This window comes from Clostridium carboxidivorans P7 (assembly GCF_001038625.1).
Lineage (GTDB): Bacteria > Bacillota > Clostridia > Clostridiales > Clostridiaceae > Clostridium_AM > Clostridium_AM carboxidivorans.
Window position 1 is genome coordinate 2675158 of the sequence record NZ_CP011803.1, and the last position, 22876, is coordinate 2698033.

22 protein-coding genes are annotated in these 22876 nt (G+C 31.8%); 4 read left to right on the plus strand and 18 right to left on the minus strand.

Annotation, left to right across the window (positions count from 1 at the left end):
• Window positions 1-24 precede the first annotated feature (24 nt).
• The 5 genes from Ccar_RS11700 to Ccar_RS11720 all read right to left on the minus strand — a co-directional run bounded on the left by Ccar_RS11700 (window position 25) and on the right by Ccar_RS11720 (window position 4438).
• Window positions 25-825, minus strand: a complete 801-nt coding sequence (locus tag Ccar_RS11700) for an ABC transporter permease (RefSeq protein WP_007060277.1) — start codon at window positions 823-825, stop codon at window positions 25-27.
• Window positions 825-1790, minus strand: a complete 966-nt coding sequence (locus Ccar_RS11705) for an ABC transporter permease (protein ID WP_007060276.1) — start codon at window positions 1788-1790, stop codon at window positions 825-827. The genes Ccar_RS11700 and Ccar_RS11705 overlap by 1 nt, the downstream gene beginning before the upstream one ends.
• On the minus strand, window positions 1787-3382 hold the full coding sequence (locus Ccar_RS11710) for an ABC transporter substrate-binding protein (protein ID WP_007060275.1): 1596 nt from the start codon (window positions 3380-3382) through the stop codon (window positions 1787-1789). The genes Ccar_RS11705 and Ccar_RS11710 overlap by 4 nt, the downstream gene beginning before the upstream one ends.
• 493 nt (window positions 3383-3875) lie before the next feature.
• Window positions 3876-4076 (minus strand): hypothetical protein, encoded by a 201-nt coding sequence (locus Ccar_RS11715; RefSeq protein ID WP_007060274.1) that lies wholly within the window; start codon window positions 4074-4076, stop codon window positions 3876-3878.
• 17 nt (window positions 4077-4093) lie between these two features.
• Complete coding sequence (locus tag Ccar_RS11720; RefSeq protein ID WP_007065000.1) at window positions 4094-4438, minus strand: DUF8180 domain-containing protein; 345 nt, start codon at window positions 4436-4438, stop codon at window positions 4094-4096.
• 339 nt (window positions 4439-4777) lie between these two features.
• Here Ccar_RS11720 and Ccar_RS11725 point away from each other — a divergent pair, with 339 nt between their 5' ends.
• Window positions 4778-5053 (plus strand): metal-sensing transcriptional repressor, encoded by a 276-nt coding sequence (locus Ccar_RS11725; RefSeq protein ID WP_007060273.1) that lies wholly within the window; start codon window positions 4778-4780, stop codon window positions 5051-5053.
• An 8-nt stretch (window positions 5054-5061) separates the two neighbouring features.
• Complete coding sequence (locus Ccar_RS11730; protein ID WP_007060272.1) at window positions 5062-6927, plus strand: heavy metal translocating P-type ATPase; 1866 nt, start codon at window positions 5062-5064, stop codon at window positions 6925-6927.
• Window positions 6928-7056: 129 nt separating this feature from the next.
• Here the strand turns inward: Ccar_RS11730 and Ccar_RS11735 are convergent, their stop codons facing one another.
• The 12 genes from Ccar_RS11735 to Ccar_RS11790 all read right to left on the minus strand — a co-directional run bounded on the left by Ccar_RS11735 (window position 7057) and on the right by Ccar_RS11790 (window position 19561).
• Entirely contained in the window at window positions 7057-7422 is a 366-nt protein-coding gene (locus Ccar_RS11735; protein WP_007060271.1) for an ArsR/SmtB family transcription factor, read from the minus strand.
• A gap of 179 nt (window positions 7423-7601) precedes the next feature.
• Complete coding sequence (locus Ccar_RS11740; RefSeq protein WP_007064998.1) at window positions 7602-9467, minus strand: heavy metal translocating P-type ATPase; 1866 nt, start codon at window positions 9465-9467, stop codon at window positions 7602-7604.
• A 22-nt stretch (window positions 9468-9489) separates the two neighbouring features.
• On the minus strand, window positions 9490-9711 hold the full coding sequence (locus Ccar_RS11745) for a hypothetical protein (RefSeq protein ID WP_007060268.1): 222 nt from the start codon (window positions 9709-9711) through the stop codon (window positions 9490-9492).
• Window positions 9712-10360: 649 nt separating this feature from the next.
• Window positions 10361-11701: an MATE family efflux transporter gene (locus Ccar_RS11750; RefSeq protein WP_007060267.1), complete on the minus strand. Its 1341-nt coding sequence runs from the start codon at window positions 11699-11701 to the stop codon at window positions 10361-10363.
• Window positions 11698-12657: a M14 family metallopeptidase gene (locus Ccar_RS11755; protein WP_007060266.1), complete on the minus strand. Its 960-nt coding sequence runs from the start codon at window positions 12655-12657 to the stop codon at window positions 11698-11700. Before Ccar_RS11755 ends, Ccar_RS11750 begins: the two co-directional genes overlap by 4 nt.
• Before the next feature lie 168 nt (window positions 12658-12825).
• Window positions 12826-13797, minus strand: a complete 972-nt coding sequence (locus Ccar_RS11760; protein WP_007060265.1) for an ABC transporter ATP-binding protein — start codon at window positions 13795-13797, stop codon at window positions 12826-12828.
• Window positions 13742-14590: an ABC transporter ATP-binding protein gene (locus tag Ccar_RS11765; protein WP_007060264.1), complete on the minus strand. Its 849-nt coding sequence runs from the start codon at window positions 14588-14590 to the stop codon at window positions 13742-13744. Before Ccar_RS11765 ends, Ccar_RS11760 begins: the two co-directional genes overlap by 56 nt.
• Window positions 14591-14706: 116 nt before the next feature.
• Window positions 14707-16263, minus strand: coding sequence for an ABC transporter substrate-binding protein (locus Ccar_RS11770; protein ID WP_007064996.1), 1557 nt, complete (start codon window positions 16261-16263; stop codon window positions 14707-14709).
• Window positions 16264-16277: 14 nt separating this feature from the next.
• Entirely contained in the window at window positions 16278-17108 is an 831-nt protein-coding gene (nikC, locus tag Ccar_RS11775) for a nickel transporter permease (RefSeq protein ID WP_007060262.1), read from the minus strand.
• Between the two features lies 1 nt (window position 17109).
• On the minus strand, window positions 17110-18048 hold the full coding sequence (gene nikB / locus Ccar_RS11780; RefSeq protein WP_007060261.1) for a nickel ABC transporter permease: 939 nt from the start codon (window positions 18046-18048) through the stop codon (window positions 17110-17112).
• A 220-nt stretch (window positions 18049-18268) separates the two neighbouring features.
• Window positions 18269-19027 carry a class I SAM-dependent methyltransferase gene (locus tag Ccar_RS11785; protein ID WP_007060260.1) on the minus strand — a complete coding sequence of 253 codons (759 nt, stop codon included), beginning with the start codon at window positions 19025-19027 and terminating at the stop codon, window positions 18269-18271.
• A gap of 318 nt (window positions 19028-19345) precedes the next feature.
• On the minus strand, window positions 19346-19561 hold the full coding sequence (locus Ccar_RS11790; protein ID WP_007060259.1) for a hypothetical protein: 216 nt from the start codon (window positions 19559-19561) through the stop codon (window positions 19346-19348).
• Window positions 19562-19695: 134 nt separating this feature from the next.
• Between Ccar_RS11790 and Ccar_RS11795 the strand changes: the two genes are divergently transcribed.
• The gene (locus Ccar_RS11795; protein ID WP_007060258.1) at window positions 19696-20622 is read left to right on the plus strand and encodes a TraB/GumN family protein; all 927 of its coding nucleotides are present in this window, start codon (window positions 19696-19698) and stop codon (window positions 20620-20622) included.
• A 72-nt stretch (window positions 20623-20694) separates the two neighbouring features.
• Here the strand turns inward: Ccar_RS11795 and pdxR are convergent, their stop codons facing one another.
• Window positions 20695-22122: a MocR-like pyridoxine biosynthesis transcription factor PdxR gene (gene pdxR / locus Ccar_RS11800; protein ID WP_007060257.1), complete on the minus strand. Its 1428-nt coding sequence runs from the start codon at window positions 22120-22122 to the stop codon at window positions 20695-20697.
• 146 nt (window positions 22123-22268) lie between these two features.
• Between pdxR and Ccar_RS11805 the strand changes: the two genes are divergently transcribed.
• On the plus strand, window positions 22269-22874 hold the full coding sequence (locus tag Ccar_RS11805) for a DUF1847 domain-containing protein (protein WP_007060256.1): 606 nt from the start codon (window positions 22269-22271) through the stop codon (window positions 22872-22874).
• Window positions 22875-22876: the final 2 nt, after the last annotated feature.

Genomic DNA, 22876 nt, shown 5'->3' on the forward strand with positions numbered 1-22876 from the left:
AGCTATTAAATAGCTATTTTTAATCTATGCATAAGTAACCTTCTTCTTCAAATACTCACCAATAAAGTTAATACACAACATAGAAATTATTATGGTGATACCTGGAAAAACGACTACCCACCAAGCTCCTGATAAAATATCATTTTGTGCATTATTGAGCATGTTTCCCCAGGAAGGTGTGCCTTGAGGTACTCCTATTCCCAAGAAGCTCATAGATACCTCCATAAATATGGACTGAGCACAATTTAAAGTAGCTATTACCACAATGGCTGGCATACCATTTTTAAGAAGATGGTTGATTAATATCTTCCAGGTAGGTGTTCCAATGACAATAGCAGCTTTAACAAAATTCTTATCCCTAAGTTCTGCAAATTGTGATCTCACTATTCTTGCAGTAGCAAGCCATGATGTGCAGCCTATTACTAATATAATACTTACAAGACCACCTCTTATAATGGTTTGAAGTGCAAGCATTATTATTAGAGTAGGTATAGCAAGAAATGTATCCAAAAGTCTCATCATACAGTTATCTAATCTTCCTCCAAAATAACCGCTTATTCCTCCATATATTATTCCTATAGTAGTTGATATCATTACAGAAAAAATCCCAACACTAAGTGAAACTCTTCCTCCATATAGAATTCTTGAAAATATATCTCTTCCCATGGCATCAGTGCCCATTATGTTAGAATTACTTGGACCTTGAAGTACCTTTGATAAATTTACATCATAAGGACTATTATGAGCTATAAAAGGAGCAAAAATTGCTCCAAAAATTACGATTAAAAGTATAGTTATCCATACAACATGTGATTTATTTTTCATTATGCCACCTGCTTTCTCAAGGAAGGATTTATGGAAAGCTCTAATATGTCTGTTATAATTATACTTATAACTACCATTACTCCTGTTATAAATATAGTTCCCATTAGTAATGGATAATCACTAGAATTAGCAGCTTTGACACTTATCATACCTAAGCCCGGCCAGGAAAAAACCGTTTCAATCATAACTGACCCTCCAAAGAAACCAGGTATGGTTATACCAAGATAATTTATAAAAGGTACTAATGCATTCTTCACAATTCCCTTCATTATCTTTCTTTCTCCCATTCCATTTGCCCTACATGCAGTTACATAATGACTATTGCTCTCTTCCTTAACCTTTTCTTGAACAAATCTTGCATAGGCTCCCACATGTGCAATAACCATTACAGAAACAGGCATTACAAGATGTTTTGCAATATCAGCTATATTCCCATCTCCATCTACACTTCTGATTCCTGATGAAGGAAATATACCAAGCTGAACTGAAAAAAATATTATAAATAAAAGAGCTAACCAGAAGGAAGGAATAGAATAAAATATAACACTTAATGAGCTTATAAATTTATCCCAAAAGGAACCTTCATTAAAACCTGCCTTCAACCCCAATGTAAGCGATAAAATTAATATTAAAATTATTGAATTTGAAAATAACATTAAAGTATTTGGTATTCTTTCTTTTAATATATCTGTAACCTTTCTTCCTTCCAAATATGAAATTCCAAGATCTCCTTTTAACGTGCTTTTTACCCATTTTACATATCTTTCAGTTACTGGCCTATCAACTCCATAATTTTTATTTATTCTTGTTCTTTCTTCTGTGGTAAGTCTATCTGCTAATGGTCCATATAAAGCTGTAGCCGGATCACCCGGCGCAGCATTAATAATAGCAAAGCTTAATATACTTAGGAAAAATATTACGAGCAATCCTTGAAATATTCTCTTTACTACAAATCTTGAAATCATTGCATCTTCCACTCCTCAGTATTCCACAAGAAACCTTCTCCATGATGTCCTAAAACTCTCTTAGTTGTATATCCTGAAACCTTCTTATTCACTCCATATATTGCTGTTATATATGCATCCATACTAAAGGCAGGATTGTCTGCTACTTCCTTTTGGAAATCTGCATAATATTTCTTTCTTTCATTTTCATCACTGGTAGTTCTTGCTTTTTCTAGAGCTTCATCTACTTTAGGATCTGAATAGTAACCAAAGTTATTTCCACTTCCATGATCTGCTTGACTGGAATGGAATATCTTATAAGTGTTATCATCTGCATCAAATGGACTTCCCCATCCAATTACAAAGGCTTCTGTATCTTTTATTGGCATAGCTTTTGGATCTCTTGCATCAACTTTTATATCAAAACCAACTTTCTTACCTTGAGATGCTACATAATTGGCAATTTTAACTCTAGTATCATCATTATTTCTTGCAAACAATGTAAACTGAAGCTTTTGACCATCTTTTTCTCTTATACCATCTGCACCCTTCTTCCATCCAGCTTGCTCTAATAGTGCATTGGCCTTATCTAAGTTATATTCATATTTTTCTACATCAGGATCATTAAATTTATTAAGTTGAATTGGTGAATATGCTGCAAATCCATAGCCAAGAAGTATTCCTTTTACTATACCTTCTTTATCTGTGGCATAGTTTAAAGCTTTTCTAACATTTACATCCTTAAACATTGGTTTTGTCTTAAAGTTAAACATTATACCTCTATAATCTGCTGTAGGTATTTTATTTAAAGTAACTTTACTTTCTTTTTCCAAATTAGCAACCTGATTAGGGTCAATTAAAGTTGCATCTAGTTCTCCTGTTTTTAATTGCATAGCTCTAACATTAAAATCTGGTATGAATTTAAGCACAACCTTATCTATATTACCTACTTTATCTGGTCTTCCACCTTTATAATCTTTAAATCTTTCTACTGTCAAACTGCTTCCTTTATCCCATTTTACAAATTTATATGGTCCTGCTCCTATTGGTTTTTGATTAAATTCTGCTGTATTTATATCTTTTCCCTGCAAAGCATGCTTTGGAACTAATCCTACAGTCATTTTATCCAATAAAGCTGGAAAAGGTTTTTTTAATGTAACTTTAACTTCATAATCATTTACAGCCTGTACATCTTTTACTTCTTCAAATTGTGGCTTAACTTCTGAATTAACCTTATCATCTAATATACTTTTTACAGTAAAAACAACATCTTCAGCCTTAACTTCTGTATTATCATGAAATTTAACGCCCTTTTTCATTTTAAAATCATATGTCAGTTTATCGTCTGATATTTTATAAGATTCTGCTATTTCTGGTTTAGGTACATTGTTTTCATCAAATCTCATAAGTCCTCTAAAAATCAAATCACTGGCAAACGCATGTGATTCTATCAATATTGGATTTAATTTTTCATCCTCCATTTCTGCTCCATAAACTAAAGTTTTTCCTTTAGTTTCATTATTACTGTTTGCTGCCTGTTCTTTTCCACATCCAGTAAACATTGCTGTAATCACAAACAACATGCTTACTAAAATGCTAGTTATTTTTTTCATGTTTGTTCCCCCTCATAGTTTCTACATTTGTCATTTTATTGCCATATGCTTTTATAAAGCATTTTTTATGCCAATATTGTACTTTTTATCCTATCATTGTTATTGCCAACATATCATCTTCTATAAAAATAGAAATTCATTACAATATTTTATACATTTTTATCAAAAAGATACAAAATTTAGTTTCAAAATGATATTTTTATCATTTTGAAACAGCAAAAAAATACTTAAATACAAGAGGGATTGCATTTAAGTATTTTTGATTTAATTTAGGGTTAATTAGGTTTTGGGTTCTTAAATTTATATCAGACTGTACTTATTTACAAAAGCAATTCTTATGCCAATACCTTAACCCTTAATATTCATAGAATATACTTTAATATTTATCATTTTGAAATTATAATTAGTTTTAAAATGATAAAATGTATCAAATTGATTTCATATTGAAAATAAATTTTTATAGGAAACAATTTCAATATATTTTTTCTATCATTTACCATATGTTCAACATTAAATAATCTTTAACCATATCCTTATCTTCATACATGTCTAATGCAGCAGGAGTATTTTTTATATTTAATATATCTCTTTCTTTTGTTTTTACATCACTATCAGATTTTAACTGTACTTCCTTTATATAATTTCCTACTCTAGTACGTATTGATGAACTTAAATATTTTTTGGGAATATTCATAAAAAGACCCCCTTAGTTTACATATTTTCTTTAGCCTTTTTAAGCATATCATCTGCCTTTTGCATTGCCTCTACAGCTTTTTGTATAAATTCCGCAGTTTCTAATTTACCCATTAATTTTGCTTTTTGAACCCATTCTTTAAATCCTTCTTCATGTGACTCATTATGTTCAACCCAATGGCCTAATAATAATTTTAAAGTTTCTTCTTCCTTATTAAGATCTAATTTACAATCACAATCTGCTGATACTTCATGCGTATGACTATGTCCACCATGAACATGTTCATGTGTGTGTTGACCTTCATCATGGCTATGTTCCTCACCATGGTGATATTTGTATTCATTTTTTTCATTGTAAATCATAAGTATACCTCTTCTCTTTATATTTTTTATCTGATCACTACCATTGCTAATACTACTATTTTTTGCAAAAGTAGTTCATCATTATAAGTAAACTGAATCTGAACCTAAGAATCACTTGATATCAGATTGTACTTATTTAAATGAGCAATTCTTATGCCAATGTCTTAATGACTTAATATCCATAGAATAAATTATATAATATTTGTTTCATTTCGAAATAAGCTCTATATACATAACTCTTCTATAATTTTATTGACATTGGTACTTTTTCACATTAGCATATACATATACCCCCTATGGGTATATATCAAATTTAATTATATTGAGGAGGATAAAAATATGCGTCAATGTATGGATATTCCAAAACTTCAAACAAGAATAAAAAAAATTGAAGGTCAACTTAGAGGTATTTCAGAAATGATAGATAAAGACATTCCCTGTGAAGATGTCTTAATCCAAATTAATGCTGCCAAAAGTGCACTACATAAAGTTGGCCAAATAGTGTTAGAGGGACATTTACAACACTGCGTTCGTGATGGTATAGAACATGGGGATGCTGACAAAACAATTGCTGAATTTGCTAAAGCAATTGAGCATTTTTCAAGAATGGGTTAGGTGGCGAAATGAAAAGATTAATAGACTTTTTCAAAAACGAAGAAAAACGTACTGTATTTTTTCTAATAATTTCAGCAGTATCATTACTTATCAGCTTTTTACATATTGGAAATTTGAAAATTGATACAGCATGGTTAGCAATTATTTTATGTGGTATTCCTATTATCAAAGGTGCCATTGAAGGACTTATTCGAGAATTTGATATTAAGGCAGACGTTTTGGTTTCAATTGCACTCATTGCTTCTGTTTTAATCGGCCAAATACTTGCAGCAGGTGAAGTTTCACTAATTATGACCTTAGGCGCATTATTAGAAGAACATACCGTTGCAAAAGCACGTGCTGGCATTGAAAAGTTAGTACATCTTACCCCTCGCACTGCCAGATTTGTCGATAATGGAGTAGAAAGTATAATACCTGCTGAGCAAGTTCAAGTTGGTGATATACTACGTGTACTTGCAGGCGAAACTATTGCCGTTGATGGCATTATTATTTCTGGACAAACTTCCATTGATCAATCAGTAATGACTGGTGAATCTCTTCCAGTTGATAAAGGTATTGATGATGAAGTCTTTAGTGGTACAGTAAATCAATTTGGTACTTTTGATATGAAAGCTACTAAGGTTGGTGAAAACAGTTCACTTCAAAGAATGATTAAACTTGTGGAATCTGCTGATGCAAACAAAGCTAAAATTGTTGGAATGGCAGATAGATGGGCTACCTGGATAGTTATAATTGCTCTTGTATCTGCAGTTGGTACATGGTTTGTTACAGGAGAAATAATTCGTTCAGTCACTATTCTCGTAGTGTTCTGTCCATGCGCTTTAGTACTTGCAACTCCAACTGCAATTATGGCTGCTATTGGTAATGCCACTAAATATGGTATTCTTGTCCGTGAAGGAGATGCACTAGAAAGATTGTCAAAAGTAACTAAAATTGCCTTTGATAAAACCGGAACTCTAACTTATGGAAAACCTGATGTAATAGCAGTTGAAAGTTTTACTGATGACATAAGCTCTGAAAGCCTATTAACATTAACAGCTTCTGCTGAATTACGTTCTGAACATCCACTAGGCAAAGCTGTTGTTTCTAATTTTAAAAACAAATTTAGTACAAATTTAGAAGAACCACAAGAATTTGCAATGATTGCAGGGCGTGGTGTCAAAGCAATAGTTTCTGGAAATACAATTTTAGCAGGAAATATAGAATTATTAGCTGAAAATTCAATAGAAATTTCTAAGAATATATTGAACAAAGCATATAAATACAAAGAGGATGGATGCACAATTATCTATATTGCAGTAAACGGCTGCGAAACTGGTTTTATAGCCCTATCTGATACCTTACGTAAGGATTCTACAAAAATAATTAGCAAGCTTAAATCTATCAATGTAGAAAGCATATTACTAACTGGAGACAACCCACAAGCAGCTTCTCATATTGCTAAAAGTATTGGTATTAGCAACTTTCACTCAAAATGTTTACCAGAAGATAAAATGTCTGCAATTGAGCAATATCAAAATAATAACGAAATGGTTTGCATGATTGGTGATGGTATTAATGATGCACCTGCTCTTAAAAAAGCATATGTTGGTATTGCCATGGGTGATATTGGTAGTGACATTGCCGTTGATGCAGCAGATATTGCTCTTATCAGCGATGATATAAAATCTATTCCTCACCTATTAAGTTTATCACAAAAAACCATGACCACAATTAGATGGAATTTAACTCTTTCTATGCTTTTAAATTTTACAGCTATCATATTAGCTATGACAGGTATTTTAGACCCAATACTTGGTGCATTAGTACATAATCTTGGATCAGTTGCTGTTATTATAAATTCTGCACTATTACTAAATTTTAAAAATAAATAGAACCTTACTCTAATAGTAAATTATTTGATTAAAAGTATATAGCGGGGCTATAATCCTGTAGAATAAAGCCTATATCTTAATGTACATGATTATTAAAGATATAGGCTGGTTTTTATTATTTATCGTTGTTTATACTTTTGTTGGGCAAGATATTTCAAACATAGCATCAATAGCATGATGCAACAGACTTGACTTCTCATTATCTGCCAATGTATAATAAACTTCTTTTCCCTCTCGCCTACTGACAATCAAACCGCTGTTTCTCAAGACACGCAAATGATGGGATACAGCCGGATCACTCATCTCCATGGCTGCAGCAATGTTGCAGACACATTCTTCGCTATGGCATAAAAACCAAAGAATACGCAATCTTGTACTATCACCAAGCTGTTGGAAAGAAGTAGCTACTTCTTGAAATTTTTCTACTTGAGGCATATTTTCTAATATTTTGTCTATATTCTGCCCATGATCATGCGGTAAATTATAATGTGGCATAGCTTTTTCCCTTCCTTTGATAATTCTTTTTCTTAATGATAGTTCAGAGATTAAAGTTTGTCAAACAGAATAGTCTACATATTATGACTCAAATAAAAAGAAAGTCAGATACAATATACTTTAGTAACCGACTTTCCCTATTTTTTTAATTGCTCTTTTGTTCTATCTTTTAATAAGAATTATTTTTTTACAATCAAAGCTCGTGCAGCATTTAATACAGCTATAATCATGACACCAACATCGGCAAAAATTGCGAACCACATATTAGCAATTCCAATGGCTCCAAGTACAAGACATACAGCTTTTATTGTAAGTGCCAATACAATATTCTGATGTACAATACCAATGGTCTTTCTTGAAATTTTCATCGCAAGAGAAATCTTTGAAGGATCATCATCCATTAGCACGATATCTGCTGCTTCAATAGCTGCATCTGAACCAAGTGCCCCCATAGCAATACCTACATCTGCTCTAGAGAGCACTGGTGCATCATTAATACCATCTCCCACAAAAGCAAGTTTTTCTTTGGTCCTTTTTTTTGTAAGAAGTTCTTCTACCTGGGATACCTTGTCTGCAGGTAAAAGCTCACTTCTCACTTCATCCACACCAAGTTCTTTTGCAACTGAATCGGCTACTTTTTTAGCATCTCCTGTTAGCATGATTGTTTTTTTCACACCATAATCTTTCAATCTACTAATTGCTATCTTAGCATTTGGCTTAATAACATCTGAAATCAAAATATAGCCAACATATTTACCATCAATTGCCACATGAACAACAGTACCTACCTTTTTAGGTTCCTCATAAGAAAGTTTCAGTTTCTTCATAAGTTTTTCATTTCCTACAGCAACCTTTTTAATATCTACTTTTGCTGTAACACCATGTCCACCAATCTCCTCCACGTCAGAAACTCTAGTTGCATCCAATTCCTTTTTGTAGGCTTCTTTTAGACTTTTGCTGATAGGATGATTAGAATAACTTTCTGCATAGGCTGCATATTCCAATAAAACCTCTTTTGATATATTAACTGGATGTGTATCAATTACTTCAAATACACCTTTTGTAAGAGTTCCAGTTTTATCAAATACAACATATTTTGTTTCTGCCAAAGCCTCTAGATAATTAGAACCCTTTACTAATACACCACATGAAGAGGCACCTCCGATACCACCGAAGAAACTAAGTGGTATAGAAATAACAAGGGCACATGGACAGCTTATAACAAGAAATATCAATGCTCGCGTAATCCAGTCTGCCCACATAGGATTAAGTTCCATGAGAGACATTCGTATAATTGGTGGTATACTGGCTAACAACAATGCACCTATACATACAATCGGAGTATAGTATCTGGCAAATCTGGTAATGAAATTCTCTGACCTGGATTTCTTCATACTTGAGTTCTCTACCAACTCTAAAATTTTAGATACAGTAGATTCTCCAAACTCCTTGGTTGTACTAATTTTAAGAACACCAGACATGTTAATGCATCCACTGATAACAGCATCACCCACGCCTACTTCTTTTGGTAAGCTTTCACCTGTCAATGCACTAGTATTTAAAGAGGATGTTCCTTCCTTAATAATGCCATCAATTGGAATTTTTTCACCTGGTTGTACAACAATTAACGTTCCTATAACTACTTCATCTGGATCTACTTGTACAAGCTTACCATGTTCTTCAATATTAGCATAGTCTGGACGTATATCCATTAAGTCAGTTATATTTTTACGACTTTTTCCTACTGCATAGCTTTGGAAAAGTTCACCAATCTGATAGAAGAGCATAACAGCAACACCTTCTGAGTGTTCACCAAGAATAATTGCTCCAACTGTTGCAACTGCCATAAGAAAGTTTTCGTCAAAAATTTTACCATGAAAAATACCAAGTACTGCTTTTCTTAATATATCATATCCAATAATCAGATAAGGAATCAAATATAATACTAATTGTGTCCAACCTGATGTATGGATGAAATTTAACGCTACCATTAGAATGGCTGAAATAATAATACGCCATAAAGTAGCTTTTTGTTTTTTATTCATAACTATCTCCCCGATAAGCTGTCTATTTTACAAATATCTCACAATCTGGTTCTACCTTTTTGCACGCTTTTGTTACTTCTTTCATGACAGCTTCAACATTAGCTCCATCTTCAAATTCCACTATCATTTTTTGTGTCATAAATCCTACTGCTGCATCCTTAATTCCATCTATCTTTTTTGTTGCATCTTCCATCTTTAATGAGCACGCTGCACAGTCTACTTCAATCTTATAATTTTTTTTCATTTTAAACTCCTACCTTTCGTTGTTTTATTATTCTTCTACATCTTTCATGTTTATGTTTATTACTATTCTCACATGGACATTATCCAACGAGTAAAATATGTTTTTTCCTTCTAGCTGGAATTTTACCAATTTTAAGTGTTTCAATATTTTTAACTGGTAGCTAATGAATGACTTAAATTTAATATCTTTTTATCAGATCCTTCATGTGTTGCTAAATAATCACTTGTTTTCTCCGCGGATATGCTCTTTGGCTGCACATTTTATTCTTCCTTAATATTGTCAAATATTCACTAGCTTATATGAACAATTAAACATATGTTTAATTGAAAGTCAAGTACATTTTTTTAAATTTAAAAATACTTAAGTGCAGGAGGGCTGCTCTTAAGTATTTTTATTTTAGGGTTTAAGGCATAATGTATAAATTTGTTTTAAACTGTATTCACTTATTTATAAAGCAATTTACATACCAATGCTGTAGTCCTTAATATTACGTAGTAAATATTTCAATTGTATCAATTTGAAAATATATCGTTCTTAATTTGATAAAATATTGCAAATCAGTTCTATTTTGATACTATTCAAATAGCTTATTCTCCTTTAACTACCAGCTAGTATCCAACTCAATTCGTATTATACATATTCCTCTACATTAGTAGTTGAGACTCTTCGTCCAATTGCCTTTTAAATAATAAACAAGCATACATAATGCTGTTGTAGCCCAAGTTATAGGATATGTAATTGCTACTCCTCTAACATCATGATAGGAAGCCATTATAACAAAAAGCAATACAATTCTAAGTATGCATATATTTGATAATATAATCACCATAGGAGGATTTGCTTTTCCTGCACCTCTTATGGTATCACCTAACACTTCCAAAATAACATAAATCCAATAGAAGGGAAATGAAGTTCTGATTATTCTAATTCCATAATCAATTACCACTCTATCATGATTAAATATTCCAAAAGCTTGACGCCCAAATATCAACAAAAGCGTACTTGATACTATGGTTATACCTATTCCCATTAATATACATACCTTGGCTCCCTTTTTTACCCTTTCAATATTTCCTGCACCCATATTCTGCCCGGAAAACGTTGTAATTGCTTGTCCAAGCGCTACAATTGGAAGATAAATAGGCAATTCTACTTTAAAATATGCTGTAAATGCAACAATAGCTTCTACACCAAGACTATTAATATGGTATTGTGCAAAAACGTTAGATAATGTTATTACAATACTTTGAAGACCTGCTGGTATTCCAATCTTAAGAATAGGTAACAATACCTCTTTATGTATTCGTATTTTTTTAAATTTCAATCTATATTCACTCTCTGTATGTTTTAAATAATATAATATCAGCAAAGCATTGATAGTCTGCGATAAAAACGTTGCCCATGCAACTCCATTAACACCATTTTCAAAAATAACTATAAACAGTGCATCCATTAATACATGAACAATTCCTCCGATAAGTTGTATATACATTGGTGTTTTCGAATTGCCCATGGCACGTATAATACCAGAACCCATGTTATAGGTAATAACGGAAATAAGACTAAAAAAATAGATTCTTATATAAGAAACAGCAGATTTCAGTATTTCTTGCGGAACATCCATCCACTTTAAAAAATAAGGTGCACCTATATAACCAATAATAAAAAGCAATATTCCTCCAAGAAAACTCAATCCTATTGCTGTATGTATTGCATCTTTTACCTTTCCTTTTTTCCCTGAACCAAAAATATTAGCAATGACAACGCTTGATCCTACTGACATACCTGTAAAAAATCCTACCAGGCAGGTAACTATCAAAGAACTAGCTCCAACTGCTGCCGCAGCTTCTTTGCCAAGATAATTCCCAACAAAAATCAAATCCACTGTATTATATAATTGTTGAATAATGCTTGCTGCAATCAGTGGCAGCGCAAAAAACAACACTTGTTTCCATATAATGCCCTCTGTTAAATTAATATTCTTCTTCAAATTGTATTTTCTCCATAAGCCACCATGGAGTCACCCTTAATAATGGATAAACTACCAACTTGATGAAGTAGTATTCCGTCCCTCTCAGCAGCGCAGGTTTCCAAAACATTGCCAAAGTAATCCTTAATGTACCCTAATATTTCTCCCTTTTTAAAGGTATCTCCTACTCTTTTTGTTGGATACCAGCAGCCAGTATGTTCGGCATTTTTGCAGACCACATTTCCCACATCAACAGGATGATAAGTTCTTTCAGAAACGTCTCCCTCTAATACTCCCAAATAGCGCAAGACATTTCTAACATCCTCTTTTCCTAGTTTCACTTCCTCTTTCGACCAGATACCCATGGCTCCTCTCTCAATCAAAATACTAGGAATTCCACAGGAACCAGCATAATTATAAGAACCTCCACTACCACAAGGAGACTGAACCAAATAAGGGACATTTACTAGTTCAGCCATACCTCTTGCTGCTTTAACAACTTCTGGAGCAGCCACTCCTACACAATATACATAGGGTGTTAGCTCTTCATACCCATCTCCACAGTGAAGATCAATATAATAATCTGCATTTTTTTGAAATTCTGTTACAACCGTATGGCAGATTCTATCTGCAGTTGTTCCCTGTGCATTTCCAGGAAACTCTCTATTTAAATTTTTACCATCCTCATATACCATACTCATAGTCCGATGTTCGAATCCCGTTCTATTCATCAAATGTAATATAATAATATTTCCTGTTAACTGTGATGGTAGAATCTCATTAGCTATTTCAATTGCTGTTTGAATCCCCACATATTCTGCATTGTGCACTCCTCCAGAAATAAATACTGTTTTTCCTTGCTTCTCCCCACAAATAATGGTAACTGGAAGTTCTATATCCGTTCCCTTTACTTGTACATAACCTGATACTTTTTCTCCAGTTTTGGCACACATATTTCCTACTTTTATTGTTTGCATCAATCATTACCTCCTCGTATAATAAGTTTATAGCCAGTTAAATCACTGCTATTCATGGTATAAACTGAGTTCTTGGCATCAGATGGAGTTTTGACTCTACCTGATGCTTAGAAATCGTTATCTAGGGACGTAGCTACTCTAATACTCCCACTTAGAGAGGTGGGAGTATTAGAGCAGGTAGTTATCGGATAAATGACAGGCCACTAAATGACCTTTTTCTATTTCTTTTAATTCAGGTTTTTCCTTAAAGCATATATCTCTGTATTTTGTACATCTAGAATTAAAACTGCAGCCTGGCTGTATATCAGAAGGACTTGGCAAATCACCTTCTATTGTTTTTATTTCAGTATTTTTTCTTTTTTCAACAGAAAATACCGATGCTAAAAGAGCCTTTGTATATGGATGAACTGCAGCTGTAGTAAGCTTTTCACTATAAATTACTTCAACAATGCCTCCAAGATACATTACGAGAATTCTATCACTTATACTTCTAACTACTGCTAAGTCATGACAGATAAAAATATATGATAAACCCTTTTCTTTTTGTAAATCCATAAGAAGCTTGAGCACCTGTTCTTGAACAGAAACATCTAAAGCAGAAGTAGCTTCATCACATATTATAATTTCAGGTGATAAAGATAAAGCTCTTGCTATCGCAACTCTTTGCTTTTGTCCTCCACTCAACTCATGAGGGTATCTACTGATAAATTCTTCATTTAGCCCAACCATTTGCAAAAGTTTTTTTGTTTCCAATGTAGCTTCTGCTCTATTCATAAGCTTAAAATTTAGAAGCGGCTCGCTTACAATTTCTAAAACTCTCATGCGTGAATTAAAAGATTCTGAAGGATCTTGAAATATCATCTGTAATTTTCTTCGGTTTTGTCTAAGCTTTTCTCCACTTAGATTAGAAATATCTTCATTATTATAAATAATATTTCCTGAGGTCAAAGTTTCTAAATTGGTAATCATATTTGCTAAAGTACTTTTACCACAGCCACTTTCACCAACTATGCTCAGGCACTCTCCTGAATATAATTCAAAACTTAAATTGTCAACTGCAGTTAACTTTTTTCCATCTTGTAGATCAAACTGCTTCGTAACATTCTTTATTTTCAATATTGGTTCTTTCTCTTGAGACAAGATTGCATTCCTCCAATTCAGGTACAGCTGTTAACAGCTTTTTAGTATATTCACATCGAGGATTATCTATAACCTGATTTTTAGTTCCCCACTCAACTAATTCACCCTTTTGCATTACTCCTATTTTGTCACACATATAAGCTGCTACTCCCATATTATGTGTAACTATTATTATACTTGTATTAAAATTGTCTCTAAGCTCCATCATCTGCTTAACCACCTGTGCTTGTACCGTTACATCAAGAGCACTAGTTGGCTCATCTGCTAATAATATTTCTGGTTCCATAGTCATTGCCATGGCTATACCTACTCTCTGCTTCATGCCCCCACTTAATTCAAATGGATAGGAATTCATTATGCGCTTTGTATCAGGTAGTCTCATTTTCTCAAGCATATCAACTGCTTTATCATATGCATCAGTTTTTGAAATGTTAAAATGACTTCTTATACTTTCAATAAATTGATTACCAATCTTTTTAATAGGAGTTAATGATCCTCCTGCATTCTGAAAAACAATAGCCATTCTATTTCCACGTATTTCTTGCCATTCTTTCTTAGAATATTGAAGAATATTTTTATCTTTTAAAATTATATCTCCTGAACATATAGAAGCTCCTTTAGGCAAAAGTCCTAGTACAGCACGTATAAGTGTTGATTTTCCACTGCCGCTTTCACCAACTATTCCTATTATCTCCTTGCTTCCAATTGATATGCTTATATTTTTTACAACAGGTTCTTGGTTACCGTATTTTATAGATAAATTATTTATACTTAAAATCTTTTCATTAATCATTTTATCCTCACCTTATTATCAAAATAAAAATCACTACTTATGAATTCGTTGTATCATAAGTAGTGATTAGCTGTTTGGATCTTATGAATGCAAAAATTCACATTGACCTATTTTTGTTATTTGATACTTACATTACTATCTAATAAATAGTAATCAACAGGATACATTGTTAATCCACTAACTGTATTTTTACTAACTAAATTAAGCATTGGGGTAACAAGAAATAAATTAGAATTATCCTCCAATAATTTCTGCTGTACATTTGTAGCAATATTGCTTCTTTCTTTAGTATCTTTTTCAGTTTTAAGTTTATCAATAAGAGAATCTACCTCTGCATTACTATATTTTCCATAGTTTGCATTTCCACCTGTTCTAAAATATAGTTCCAAGAAGGACTGTGGATCTCCTGAAGTTGCAGTGTTTACACTATACAAACCCAAATCAAAATTTCCGCTTTTTAGTGCTTGATCAACAACCTCATAGGATTGCAATTTAGTTCCTATCCCAATTTCTTTAAGATTTGACTGCATTGCTTGTGCAATTATAGGAAGCTCAGAGCGAGTTGTGTAGAAGGCTAAATTTAACTCTAGCTTCTTGCCATTTTTCTCTAATATGCCATCCCCATCTGTATCTTTATATCCTGCATCACTTAAAAGCTTAGCTGCTGCTGCTTTATCATACTTATATCCTGTAAGATTCTTATTTCCATAAGGTAATGATCCTGGAAAAGGTCCAATTGCAGGTACCGCACTATTTTTAAGAAGTGTTTTAGCATAAGTATCTTTATCAACTCCTAAGGAGATAGCTTTACGTACTGCTGGATCTTTTAAAAACTCATTATTTAAATTTTCATAAGACATTATTATTCTCAAACTAGTTATCTTATCTATATTGTACTTAGATTTATCTTGAAATAAAGACATGTTATTACTTGGGATGTTTTGTGCTACATCAATTTCTCCTGATTGCAGTGCCATAGCACGGGTATTATCATCTTTAATATATTTAAAAGTTGCCTCATCTACCTTAGCTTTACTTCCCCAGTAATCTTTATTTTTTTCTACAACTACATTTGAATTTGCAGTATATGATTTAACCTTAAAAGGACCTGTACACACTGGAGCTTTAGCAAAGGTATCTGCTGAAGCACTAGCATCTACTATTATTGCTGAAGAATCTGCCATATTTGATAAGAATGCTTCAATTGAACTTTTAGTTTTTATAGTTATATCTTGTCCATCTGCAGTCATAGAATCAATAAGTAATATTTCTTTTGTTCTTGGATTCATTTTCAATGTTCTTTCAAGGGATGCTTTTACAGCCTGAGCAGTAACTGCTTTGCCATTATCAAATTTAGCTCCTTCCCTAATGTGAAATTTCCAGGTTAAGTCATCTACTCTTTTCCAGGAATCAGAAAGTAACGGCTCTATTTGCATATTCTTATTAAGCTTTACTAAAGTTTCTCCTGCACCAAACATAGAAACAAACCAACCGTTCCATTCAGAAGCTGGGTCCAAATTAGTTGGAAACTGATTTGTTCCAATTACAATACTTTTTGATTTTTGGCTATCAGTCTTATTAGAAGCCCCGCTGCTTTTACATCCAATAAAGCTTGTACATATTAGAGCTGTTGTAATTATTAATGCCAATTTTCTTTTTAACTTAAATTTCATTTGTGTATTCTCCTTTAATATTCTTTATTGGGATCTAATATATCCCTTATACTGTCTCCTAGTAAGTTAAATATCATCACAGTTATAAATATTGCAGCACCTGGATATATCATAAGCCCCGGTGAAGTCTGCATATAGTTTCTACCTTCATTAAGCATATATCCCCATTCAGGAGTAGGCGGCTGAGCTCCAAGTCCTAAAAATGAAAGAGAAGATATTTCAAGCATCATAGTTCCAATGTCCATGGTAGCCATTACAATAAGTGATGGTATTATATTAGGTAATATGTATTTTAAAATTATTTGATATTCTTTAGCACCTCCCATTTTAGCTCCTTTAATATAGTCTTTTTTTCTTACAGACATTACTAAACTTCGGCTTACTCTTGCATATTTAACCCAATTGACTACAGCTAAAGCTAAAACAGTATTCATTGAACTGGGCCCAAGTACTCCTGCTATGGCTATAGCAAAAATGATACCTGGAAATGCAAGAAAAACATCAGAAAATCTCATTATAATTGTGTCAATAATACCGCCAAAATATGCTGCTATTGTACCCACTGTTGTTCCAACTATAAATACTATTACAACTAGACAAAAAGTCATTTTTAGCGAAGTAGATGCACCATATAACACTCTTGAAAGCAAACATCTTCCGAGATTATCTGTGCCTAGTGGAAAATCATTACTTCTACCTTGAAGTGAATTTGTCATATTTGTTTTAAGTGGATCATGAGGGGCTATGAATGGCGCAAATAAACTTATTGAAATTAAGATCAATATTAATATGCACATAAATGTAAATAACTTATTCTTTTTCATAGTTATCATAAAGTTTTCCATATCAAGCCCTCTTTTCTAATCGAATCCTTGGATCTAGAAAATAATAAGAAATGTCTACAATGAGATTTATCAATACATATATAACTGTCATCCATACAACATATCCTTGTATTAAAGGATAATCTCTGCTAAATATAGCCTCCACAGCTAGTTTTCCAACTCCAGGCCAAGAAAAAATAGTCTCAACTATAGCTGTTCCTCCAAGTAGTGATCCCAAAGACAACCCTAATAAGGTTACAATTGATAAAAGCGAACTTTGCATGACATGTCCAAATAGTATTGCTCTTTCTTTAATTCCTCTAGCTCTAGCACCAATTACATAATCTTGTGAAATTTCTTCCAGTACGGCCGCTCTAAGCTGTCTTGTGTATTTTGATGCCATTGCAATAGTTAAAGTAACCATAGGCAATATAATGCTTTTCCACCCTGTGTCTCCCATAACCGGTAAAATTTTTAGTTTAATTGAGAAGATATACATTAATAATAATCCAACCCAAAATCCAGGCATGGATATTCCAAAAAATGATACAACTCTGATTATGTAATCCAAAACTTTATTTCTATGTAGTGCAGACATAATACCTAAAGGCAGCGCTATAAGCATCATTGCAATAAGTGATGTACCTGCAAGCTTAAAGGTAGCTGGAAGAGCTTCCAATATTAAATCCAACACTGGTTTACTGTATTTATAAGAATTCCCAAAATTGCCCTTAAATACGCTCATTAACCAATGGAAATATTGAACTAAAAAAGGGTTATTCAGCCCTAATTCTTCTCTAACTTTTTGTACAAGCTCTGGAGAAGGACTTACACCTGTTGCGCTGAGCATTAGCACAGCAGGATCGCCCGGTGAAAAATATGTGATGGCAAAGGTTAAAAAAGTAATTCCAAATAAAACAGGAATTAAGTGTATTAATCTTTTTATTATATACTTCCGCAACTTGTTTTTATCATCCTTTCTATAATTTTTTCTTTAAGTATTATTTTAGAATATTTTACATATTTTACTTAAATGCAATATATAAATTAACACTTTTTTAAAATTTTGTCAACAAAAAAACTACAATAAAATTTATATTTTTACAATTTAATCCATTTTGTATAGTTTGCTTACTATTTTTGCACTTTTTTCTCCAGTAGTTAACTGCAAAATTTAATAATTATTTTTCCCCAGCAACCATAAACATAGGCATAGAACCATAATTAGTTTTTTCAACTTCATCCCATACTCTATTTCCTATTTCCACATCTACCATTACCTTTTTAAATCCAATATTAAGTAGTTCTTTCACATCCCATTCTGGCCTGTGTATTTTGCTTAGAGGCAGCTTCCTTGCTATATCCTCCATTATATTTGAATTAGGACAAATGTATTGATCCTCATAACCTTTTTTTACAGTATTTATTCTATCCTGTTCATATCCTTTTCTTTTTTCATCATCGTATAAGTATAAGTACCAATTAGCATCAAAATTTAGTAATCTGCCGCCTTTATTCAATACTCTATACCAATCTCTATATGCTTCATCAGGTTTTTCAAGATCCCAGGTAAGATTACGAGTAATTATTAAATCAAAGGTGTTATCTTCAAATTCTAAATTATGTGCATCCATTCTTTTGAAGTCAATACTATCTGCATACATTCCAGCATTATTTTTAGCTTTTTCAAGCATAGCATCTGTATAATCCACAGCAGTAACCTTATATCCGCAGCTGGCCATTATTATAGAAAAAAATCCGGGGCCTGCACCTATATCCAATACCTTTAATTTTCTTCCAGACACTTTTGGCGCATACTCATTTATTAAGTCTATCCACGCTTCTCTTTTGAAACTGTTCAGTTCTTGCAAATTTATTTTACAATAACCATCTGATCTCTTACTCCAATATTTTTCTACTTTTTCTAAAACTACTTCCATTTGATTAATCCTCCATTCCTATACTTGAATACCATGTATTAAAACAAGCAATTTTCATACCACGTGTAAAACGTTTAAATTAGGTTATATTTTTGTTATTTTGTACCATAATGATAATTTTTTGGTTTCAAAATGATAATATACAGTTTTTTTATCGTTTTGAGACATATTTTTTAACCAAGCTTGCCATTTTTTGAGATACTGTTGAACACAATTATAAAAGAGCTGTCGCATATCAGAATAAATGCTGCAATATACTGTTGTTTAAAATAATATATTGTATGCAAATTTCTTAATACGGCAGCCCATTTATATTTACTAAAGATACCTAATAATTATGGTTGTTATATCCTTAAACCGTTTAATGGCACATGGTATATTATCTAAAACAGCTGGAAATGCAGGCAGCAATACATTAAAGAAATGATAAATCATATTTTGATTTTCTACTTTTAGGATAGCCTTACTATGAAGTTCTTGTAGTGTTTGTAATTTGCTAAATTTAGATGGTTCACACATCACATAAATTTTCACAAAAATACCTCCTAATTTCTAAATTGATCTACTTATAGATTCTATGTTTAAAATCTATCTATATTCATTAATAATGAATAATATATGATTTAGTACAATATATTACTATGTAAATAATTTTTTAAGAGGCTCTTATGTCTAGTTATACATTTATCAATATAAAAAAACTAAAATTAAGACCTTTATTAAATAAAACCAACAAATTAAAGAATAAAAGAGTTTATGATGGTATTTTTTATAAATTAGAAAATAAGGAAAGGTATTTTTATATTGGTGGCTCAATACATCTTGGAACTAATAAAAAGGTATGTTTTAATAATGCAGTTGAAGAAGCTTATATGAATAGTACAAAGCTTGCTGTAGAATTGGATATCACTAAATTTAAAAATAAAATAGATTACTTTAAATGTTTAGCCAACACCCCTACTGTGAAAATTCATATAAATAATGAAAACTTTGAGCCTGATTTCTTACAAGGTGAAAATAGCTTTAAATATAAAAAACTATGCAAAGAATTAGATTTAGATTTTGAAAAATGCTCTAAATATCCACCTAAAACTTTTTATTCTATACTACATCAAAGACTTATGAAAAAGTATGGATATAAATCTACTTATGGAATAGATCTTATGTTTATTAATAGAGCAAAACATGATAAAAAAGAAGTAGTTTCACTGGAAACTACTTGCACTCAAGTCAATGCACTAATAGCAGCTGCAAATATGTCCCCAGAATGCTTAGGTAATAGCAGCATAAAAAATTTAAAAGACTTGGAAACTTCAATGAAGCTATTATCAAAAATGCATAATGCAGTTTTTGAAGGTGATGCTTTAACTCTTGTAAATGATATATTCACATATAAACCATTAAATGAATCAGATAAAAACAATCTTAATACACTACTTTTTGAAAGAAATGAAAATATGGCAAATAAAATAGAAAACCTTATAAAATTACAGGAGATTTACTTTGTAATAGTTGGAGCCTCCCATGTAATCGGCAAAGGTGGATTATTAAAATTATTTAAAGATAAGGGGTATAAAATCTCTAGATTAAAATAAGAGTAGGCTAAACCTACTCTACAACTAAGTCTTTTGTATTTAATGAATTTAAGGATTGCTTGAACTTATTATTTAATTATCATTAAACCAAATATCATTTAATAACTTAATTACAGGCTCTATATCTTCTATAGGTATTCCCTTATATGAAATCAACACTCTAACCTTTCCATTTCCATCATAATTATTTTTATCTATATAGTACTTAGAAATTGGTGTAATCTTTATGCCAGCATTCTTTGTAATGTTAACAATTTCTTCTTCTCCGCGGCTTGTTTCAAGCTCTAAAATAGCTCTCATACCAGTATTACTACTTATTAAATTGACCTTACCACCCATAAAAGTATGGATTGCCTTAGTAATAACCTTATATTTTTTTTCATAATGTCTTCTCGCTTTTCTAATATGACTCTGCAAATAGCCCTTATTCATAAAACGTGCTAATGCAATTTGCTCCAGCTTGGAAGTTGTTTGTCCATTCATTTTGTATTTATCCAAATATAAATCTAACAGCCAATTTGGTAGTACCATGAAACTTATGCGAATACTTGGAATAAAAATTTTAGAAAATGTACCTAAATATATTACTCTATCAAAATTATCTAAACTTTTTAATGCAGGAATGGGTTTATTGGAAAATCTCATTTCGCTGTCATAGTCATCTTCTATAATAATTCCATCATTGTTTTGAGCCCAATTTAAAAGTTGAAGTCTATTTTTAACAGACATGATTACACCTTTGGGAAACTGATGAGATGGAGTTACAAATGTAATTTTACATCTACTATTTTCAAGTTTCCTTACATCTAATCCATTCGCATTCACATCAATAGGTTCAATATTAAATTGATTTCTTTCAAAAACATATCGTATATAGCTGCTTCCTGGTTCCTCCATACCGATACTATCAAAATTTCCCCTAAGAATTTGGCAAATCAAATTTAAACAATACTGTGTGCCTGCACCTACTACAATTTGATTAGGCTTACACTGAACACCCCTATTTTCATATACATATTTTGCAATTTCAAAGCGTAGTTCATACTCTCCTTGTGAATCACCATAGCTTAGAAGACTTTCAAATTCATCATTTATAACTGAATTAATTATATTTTTCCACGTTTTTATTGTATAGCAATCTTTATCCATATATTGTGGTGCTAAATCATATTTTAATTTTTTTATATTCTCAGTATCTTCATTCTTAAAATTTAAAGAATTAGAAATATGTGATGCCTTTAATAAATCAGAATCTATATTTTCAACTATATAACCAACTTTAGGAATTCTTTTGATATATCCTTCAGCATAAAGTTGATCATATGCAGCTTCAATGGTATTTTTACTCAATTGAAGATTCTTTGATAAATTCCTTAGTGATGGTAATTTTTCATCACCTTTAATATTTCCATAGATAATTTCTTTCTTTATACATTCATATAGTTGATAATATATTGGCTTATTTATTGTATTATCCAAAAGTGGAGTAAATGAAAACATTAATTCCATCTCCTTCTGTACCCCTCAATTAGTAAAATCTGTCCCTTTTAAATATGACAAATTACTATTATATTATAGATGCCACCACATTTTATAACAATTACTATTTTTTAAAGAATAAAATCAAAATAAAGGAGAAGATTATTATGTATAATTGTGCCCTATGTTCTGTACATGCCTGCAGTAGTGGTACTTTAAGTGCTGCGCCTAAAAATTGTCCATGTATAAGTAAAGAAATGAATGCTATAAAAACATTATATAAGGATGAAGAAAACTATAAAATTGCTCAAGCTTCAGCATTAATTGTAAGTGAAAGTTATGGTGAGAAGACAAGATTAGAAGAGACTATTGCTTTTGCAAAAAAATGCAATTATAAAAAAATAGGATTAGCCTTTTGTATTGGATTAGCAAGTGAAAGCAAAATAGTAAGTAAAATACTTTCTTATAATGGCTTTGAAGTAAGTTCTGTTATTTGTAAAAACGGCCATATTTCTAGGGAGTTAATTGATATAAATAATACAAAAGTAGCTATGTGTAATCCAATTGGCCAGGCAGTATTTTTAAATGAAACAAAAACAGACCTTAATATTATTTTAGGTCTGTGTGTTGGACATGATTCTTTATTCATAAAATATTCAGAAGCACCAGCAACAGTTTTTGCAGTAAAAGATAGAGTTTTATGCCATAATCCTTTAGCTGTAGTTTATCAAGCTGAAGCCTATTATAAAGATAAATTGTTCCCACAAAAATAGAT

Bases quoted from the DNA above. Each gene is read 5' to 3' on its own strand.
- Ccar_RS11710 (WP_007060275.1), bottom strand. From the start codon at position 3,382: ATGAAAAAAATAACTAGCATTTTAGTAAGCATGTTGTTTGTGATTACA.
- Ccar_RS11700 (WP_007060277.1), bottom strand. From the start codon at position 825: ATGAAAAATAAATCACATGTTGTATGGATAACTATACTTTTAATCGTA.
- Ccar_RS11720 (WP_007065000.1), bottom strand. From the start codon at position 4,438: ATGATTTACAATGAAAAAAATGAATACAAATATCACCATGGTGAGGAA.
- Ccar_RS11730 (WP_007060272.1), top strand. From the start codon at position 5,062: ATGAAAAGATTAATAGACTTTTTCAAAAACGAAGAAAAACGTACTGTA.
- Ccar_RS11745 (WP_007060268.1), bottom strand. From the start codon at position 9,711: ATGAAAAAAAATTATAAGATTGAAGTAGACTGTGCAGCGTGCTCATTA.
- Ccar_RS11765 (WP_007060264.1), bottom strand. From the start codon at position 14,590: ATGATTAATGAAAAGATTTTAAGTATAAATAATTTATCTATAAAATAC.
- Ccar_RS11735 (WP_007060271.1), bottom strand. From the start codon at position 7,422: ATGCCACATTATAATTTACCGCATGATCATGGGCAGAATATAGACAAA.
- pdxR (WP_007060257.1), bottom strand. From the start codon at position 22,122: ATGTTTTCATTTACTCCACTTTTGGATAATACAATAAATAAGCCAATA.
- Ccar_RS11785 (WP_007060260.1), bottom strand. From the start codon at position 19,027: ATGGAAGTAGTTTTAGAAAAAGTAGAAAAATATTGGAGTAAGAGATCA.
- Ccar_RS11740 (WP_007064998.1), bottom strand. From the start codon at position 9,467: ATGAATAAAAAACAAAAAGCTACTTTATGGCGTATTATTATTTCAGCC.
- Ccar_RS11795 (WP_007060258.1), top strand. From the start codon at position 19,696: ATGTCTAGTTATACATTTATCAATATAAAAAAACTAAAATTAAGACCT.
- Ccar_RS11755 (WP_007060266.1), bottom strand. From the start codon at position 12,657: ATGCAAACAATAAAAGTAGGAAATATGTGTGCCAAAACTGGAGAAAAA.
- Ccar_RS11715 (WP_007060274.1), bottom strand. From the start codon at position 4,076: ATGAATATTCCCAAAAAATATTTAAGTTCATCAATACGTACTAGAGTA.
- Ccar_RS11770 (WP_007064996.1), bottom strand. From the start codon at position 16,263: ATGAAATTTAAGTTAAAAAGAAAATTGGCATTAATAATTACAACAGCT.
- nikC (WP_007060262.1), bottom strand. From the start codon at position 17,108: ATGGAAAACTTTATGATAACTATGAAAAAGAATAAGTTATTTACATTT.
- Ccar_RS11725 (WP_007060273.1), top strand. From the start codon at position 4,778: ATGCGTCAATGTATGGATATTCCAAAACTTCAAACAAGAATAAAAAAA.
- Ccar_RS11705 (WP_007060276.1), bottom strand. From the start codon at position 1,790: ATGATTTCAAGATTTGTAGTAAAGAGAATATTTCAAGGATTGCTCGTA.
- Ccar_RS11805 (WP_007060256.1), top strand. From the start codon at position 22,269: ATGTATAATTGTGCCCTATGTTCTGTACATGCCTGCAGTAGTGGTACT.